Raw genomic sequence first — 5179 nt, 5'->3', positions numbered from 1 at the left:
TTGTTTTTCAGCTGCTGGCGGTCGATGTTGGCGACGCCGAACGACATCTGCGGCTGATGGTCGATAAAGATCAGGGTGGAGTTCTGTGGGTCCAGCAGGTCGAATTTAGACATTTTTATATCCTCAGTAAGTTTGATTTTTTTCGGTTCGTCTTGCGTGTTGACACAATACGAAATGCGGGCCTGCGTTGATAACGGAAAGAATTCGGGTTGTTGTTAAACAATTTTTGGGTTGGGGAAAACCATGCGATTAAACCTTGAAGCGCTGCTGATTCTGGATGCGCTGGACCGCCACGGCACCTTTGCCGCGGCCGCGGCCAGGCTGTTTAAAACCGCCTCCGCGCTGAGCTATACCGTGCAGAAGATGGAGAGCGATCTGAACATCACCCTGCTGGATCGCTCCGGCCACCGCGCCACCTTTACGCCCACCGGGCGGCTGATGCTGGAGAAGGGCCGGGTGCTGCTGCGCGCCGTCGGCGAGCTGGAGCAGCAGGCGCAGTACGTTGAAAGCGGCTGGGAGAGCAAGCTGACCATCAGCCTCGATGCTTCGGTGCCGTTTGCGCTGCTGTCGCCGCTGATCGACGAGTTTTACCAGCATCACCAGCACACCCGGCTGCTGTTCCGTCACGACGTGCTGGCCGGCTGCTGGGAAGCGCTGAGCTACGGCGAAGCGGATATCGTGTTTGGCGCGGTGCAGCCGCCGGCGCGCCAGGGCGGCATTGACTACGTGCCGGTGGGGTGGCTGGAGTACGCGTTTGCCATCGCCCCCGATCACCCGCTGGCGGCGCTGCCCGGCCCGCTGCTGCGCGAGCAGATTCGCCAGTACCGCGCGGTGGTGGTCAACGACAGCTCACGCCACGCCGAAGGCATTGACCTGCGGGTGCTGGACGATCAGCCGATCCTCAGCGTGCACAGCTTCGCGGATAAGGTACAGGCGCAGCTGGACGGGCTGGGCTGCGGCTATCTGCCGCGCTACCTGGCCGCCCCGCACCTGGCCAGCGGCCGGCTGGTCGAGCGCCAGCTGGACAGCGAAGCGCGCCGCGACGAGGCGTTCCTCGCCTGGAACAAGACCTCAGGCGGCAACGCCGCCAGCTGGTGGCGTGAGAAGCTGCAGAACTTTGAGGGTATCAGCTCGGTGTACGCGCCGCTGTAATGGCATTGCCGGCCAGCGCCCTGCTGGCCGGTTAGCTGAGTGGTCACAGACTGAATCCGCGCGACAGAGCGGTTTCAGCTAAATTATCGCTTCCCTCTTCCCTCTTCTCTCTTTCCTCTCTGCCGGAAGCCGTTTCACTCTTCTGCCCCGGTATACGCGCCAGCGCAACTGGGGCGGGATCCGCTCAGCCCGGCGTTGCCTTGCCGGTCTTTTATCGTAATTCCTCCCATAGCATCTGGCGAAACGATCGGGAAATACTGCCGGTGTTATCAGGATTTCAGGCGCGGCACCCGCCTGCGCCTGCCCCATTACAGACAGGGAGGCAGTATGAACGGACGTTTTACAGGAAAAGTGATGGTAGTCACCGGAGCCGCGCAGGGTATCGGCCGCGCGGTGGCCGAACGGGCGGCGGCGGAAGGCGCCAGGCTGGCGCTGATTGACCGTGCCGGTTACGTCTGGGCACGGCAGGAGGAGCTGGAAAAAAGCGGCGTTGAAGTGCTGGCGCTGCGTGCCGACCTGGAACAGTGGCAGGCAACGTCACGCGCCGTTGATAAAGTGCAGGCGCATTGACGTGCTGATCAATAACGTCGGCGGCACGATATGGGCACGCCCCTTCGCGGAATACTCTTCGCAGCAGATAGAAGCAGAGGTGCGCCGCTCGCTGTTTCCGGCGCTGTGGGGCTGCCGCGCGGTGCTGCCGCTGATGCTGGCGCAGGGCGGCGGCAGCATCGTTAACGTCTCATCCACCGCCACCGCAGGCATCAACCGCGTGCCCTACTCGGCCAGCAAAGGTGGGGTCAACGCGCTGACCCGCTCGCTGGCGATGGAGTATGCCGGATACAATATCCGCATCAACGCCACCGCCCCCGGCGGCACCGAGGCGCCGCCACGGCTGACGCCGCGTAATCAGGAAACCGCATCAGACCAGGAGCAGAGCTGGTATCAGCAGGTGGTGGATCAGACCTGCACCGCCAGCCTGCTGCACCGCTACGGCACGCTGGCGGAGCAGGCCGCCGCGATCCTGTTCCTCGCCAGCGACGAGGCCAGCTATATCACCGGCACGGTACTGCCGGTGGCGGGGGGCGATTTGGGTTAGGCCATATCGGCGAAAACTTCCGGCCCCTTCACTTCAATAGTATTAAGAATGCGCAATGCAGCATTACCTGGCTGGCTTTCATTGCGCTCCCACTTGGAAACGCTCTCGACAGACATTCCAAGTGTTTCTGCCAAATCGCTTTGAGACAATCCATAGCGTGTGCGTACATTTTTGATCTGTGCGCCGTCCATTTGACGAAGTTTCGGTAGGCGGTCACGAAGCTGGCGTGCCTTCAGACGAGCATTAACACGCTCTACGGTTTCATCTGAAACAGCACCCAGCTTGTTATAGCGTTCTGCCATACCCTGCAGGCGTTTTAAGCGTTCAGTCATCACACAGTACCTCAATTAATTCTCTGTCAGTGACAAGTCGCTGTCTCACAACATCACTCATCAGTAAAAAGTCCTGAGCGAGATCACAATAGGTTGCAATCTCATCATCTTCCAGCTCCTTACCTTTCTTCTTCGATAACTCACTTTTTACATAAATATCGAAAAAATATAAATGCTCGCCTTGAGCAAAAAAATGATGGAGCGTGCCCCATCTCTGGCTCCCGTTCCCGCAGTTCCCAGCCGTTTTTTGTAAACGCTACGTCCCAGGTGCCCATCATGTGATCCTTTTCTGACCAGCTCAGCCGCTTTACACAGTTTTTTATCACTGATAAAAAATCGTTTTCTATCCCGATCGAATTCAGGTGTTAGCAAGATTGGCATAGTCCGTTACCCCATAAAAAACCGTAAGCATGACTATAGTCTTGCTTACGGGCATTCACAACCAACAGTACAAATTTAATGCAGCGAAATAAAGTGGTGCACCTGCGGTTTCTCCTCACCCTGGTGGAAGCGGGTCACGCTGCTCTGCAGATCGGCATCGGCGTTGGAAACGCGCTGGTGCTGGCGCAGATGCTCGTGCCAGGACTCGACCAGGAACCACTCAATCAGCTTATTCGCGTCGTGGCTGTGTTCGGCAATGCCCCAGGCATAGGCACCGTCACGGCGGCGGGTTAGCGACAGTTTCTTAATCTCCGCCAGAAACGCCGGGCGATCCTCCTGCGCAATCCGGTACTCAATCTGAATCATTACCGGGCCGCGGTCGGCGGTCACCTCGCCGTTGATCTGCGGTTCGTCCCAGTGGCCGGACGGCTGCAGATCCGCTTCACCGGCCGGCAGCTTAATGCGCAGGCAGATAATCGCCGTCAGAGTCAGCAGGGCGGCAGCAGTCAGCAGCGTTGCCACCAGGCCGGTTTTCGCGGCAACCAGGCCCCAGAACAGGCTGCCGGCCGCCATCGCGCCGTTGAATATCATCAGGTACACCGCCAGGCCACGACCGCGCACCCAGTCCGGCAGCACCGACTGCGCCACCCCGTTCAGCGAGGTCAGCGCGATAATCCAGCTGACGCCCAGCAGCACCATCAGCGGCAGCGCCAGCGCCTTAACCGGCAGCAGGGCAATCAGCAGCATCACGGCGGCGGAGAGCAGCGCCGACACCAGCATCAGCCCGTCCACGTTCATCCGCTGGCGCAGCGTCGGCAGCAGCAGCGCGCCGACAATCGCACCAATACCCACCGCTCCCAGCATCACGCCATAATACCCGGCCGTTCCCTGCAGCAGATTGCGGGCAACCAGCGGCAGCAGTGCCCAGATGGCGCTGGCGAAGAAGAAGTAGATGGCCGAACGTAGCAGCACCCGGTGCAGCTCGCGGCTGGCCTTCACGTAGCGGATACCGGCATGAAACGCGCCGAGGAAGTGCTCGGACAGTTCGTTCTGCGGTTTGTGCGGCCGCTTCCACAGCAGCAGCGCGGCGATGACAAATACATAGCTCAGCACGTCGGCACCGTAGGCCGCCCAGGCACCCAGCGCCGCCAGCAGCAGGCCGCCGGTGGCCGGGCCGACGGCGCGGGCAATATTGATGCCAAGCGAGTTCAGCGCCACGGCGTTTTTCAGCTGCGGCCGCGCCACCAGTTCCGGCACGATCGCCTGCCAGGCCGGGCCCATCAGCGCCGCGCCGATACCGCCGATAAAGGTCAGCGCCACCAGATACTCAACGGTCAGCAGGTTGTTCTGCGACAGAATCAGCAGCGTGGCGCTGACGCTGGCCAGCAGCAGCTGAACAAAAATCAGCAGGCGACGGCGGTCAAGGATGTCAGACAACACCCCGGCCGGGATCGCCAGCAGAAAAATCGGCAGGGTGGCGGCGGTCTGCATCAGCGCCACGGCGGCCGGATTCGACGACAGCCCGGTCACCAGCCACGAACTGGCGACGTCACGCATAAAGCTGCCGGTGTTACCGAGGATGGTGGCCGCCCAGATCATCGCGAACAGCCCCTGCTTCAGCGGTGCGAAAGCACCCGTCTCACTGTTCTGGCTCATTTCTGGCTCCGTAAATCATGCCATGCGACGTACACCAGCGCGCCCGCCAGGCCGAGGTGCTCAAAGAAACCGTTCATCACCATCCCGCGTTCCGCAACCGGCACCTGCCAGAAGCGGTTAGCCATAAAGGTGGCGGCGAGGGTAAACAGCGCCAGCGCCAGCGCGCCCAGCCAGCGTAACCGGCCGCTGAGGATCAGCAGTGACGCGCCCAGTTCCAGCACAATCACCGCCATCGCCATCGGTGCCGCCGGTGACAGGCCAAAATGCTGCATTTCCGCGATGGCTCCGGGGAAGTCCAGCAGTTTGACCAGCCCACCCTGCAGATACGCAGAACAGATTGCCAGCAGCGCCAGCCAGCGGACGGCCGTTGATGAGATCGGTGAAGCAGGCAGAGCAAAAACAGGGGAATTACGCATGGCAGGCTCCTGCCGGAAGCCACGGTGGCTTCCGGCGTTAAGGGATAATCAGGCTTTACGGGCCGGGGCTTTGTGTACCAGGGTGTAGGCGTAATCAACGCCCATGCCGTAGGCGCCGCTGTGCTCGCGCACCAGGTCCATCACCG

5 protein-coding genes and 3 pseudogenes are annotated in these 5179 nt (G+C 60.8%); 2 read left to right on the top strand and 6 right to left on the bottom strand.

What is annotated here, in order from left to right:
- Positions 1–113, bottom strand: a pseudogene (locus ASF13_RS24320) (hydrolase); the annotation flags it as partial.
- 130 nt (positions 114–243) lie between these two features.
- Between ASF13_RS24320 and ASF13_RS11575 the strand changes: the two are divergent.
- Both ASF13_RS11575 and ASF13_RS11570 read left to right on the top strand, forming a co-directional pair.
- Positions 244–1152 carry a LysR substrate-binding domain-containing protein gene (locus ASF13_RS11575; protein WP_056236409.1) on the top strand — a complete coding sequence of 303 codons (909 nt, stop codon included), beginning with the start codon at positions 244–246 and terminating at the stop codon, positions 1150–1152.
- Between the two features lie 327 nt (positions 1153–1479).
- Positions 1480–2248: pseudogene (locus tag ASF13_RS11570) on the top strand (1,6-dihydroxycyclohexa-2,4-diene-1-carboxylate dehydrogenase).
- On the opposite strand, the gene ASF13_RS11565 reads toward ASF13_RS11570, so the two are convergent.
- The 5 genes and pseudogenes from ASF13_RS11565 to ASF13_RS24315 all read right to left on the bottom strand — a co-directional run.
- A complete protein-coding gene (locus ASF13_RS11565; protein WP_056236407.1) occupies positions 2245–2580 on the bottom strand; it encodes a DNA-binding transcriptional regulator in 336 nt (111 codons plus the stop codon). The pseudogene ASF13_RS11570 and the gene ASF13_RS11565 sit on opposite strands and share 4 nt — an antisense overlap.
- Before the next feature lie 147 nt (positions 2581–2727).
- Entirely contained in the window at positions 2728–2961 is a 234-nt protein-coding gene (locus tag ASF13_RS25315) for a type II toxin-antitoxin system RelE/ParE family toxin (protein ID WP_082502346.1), read from the bottom strand.
- 75 nt (positions 2962–3036) lie between these two features.
- Entirely contained in the window at positions 3037–4617 is a 1581-nt protein-coding gene (locus ASF13_RS11560; RefSeq protein WP_056236405.1) for an MFS transporter, read from the bottom strand.
- On the bottom strand, positions 4614–5033 hold the full coding sequence (locus ASF13_RS11555; protein ID WP_056236404.1) for a DoxX family protein: 420 nt from the start codon (positions 5031–5033) through the stop codon (positions 4614–4616). The genes ASF13_RS11560 and ASF13_RS11555 overlap by 4 nt, the downstream gene beginning before the upstream one ends.
- Before the next feature lie 48 nt (positions 5034–5081).
- Positions 5082–5179, bottom strand: a pseudogene (locus ASF13_RS24315) (hydrolase); the annotation flags it as partial.

It is taken from the genome of Erwinia sp. Leaf53, from assembly GCF_001422605.1.
GTDB lineage: Bacteria > Pseudomonadota > Gammaproteobacteria > Enterobacterales > Enterobacteriaceae > Erwinia.
This window is presented reverse-complemented; position numbering and strand designations above follow the sequence as displayed.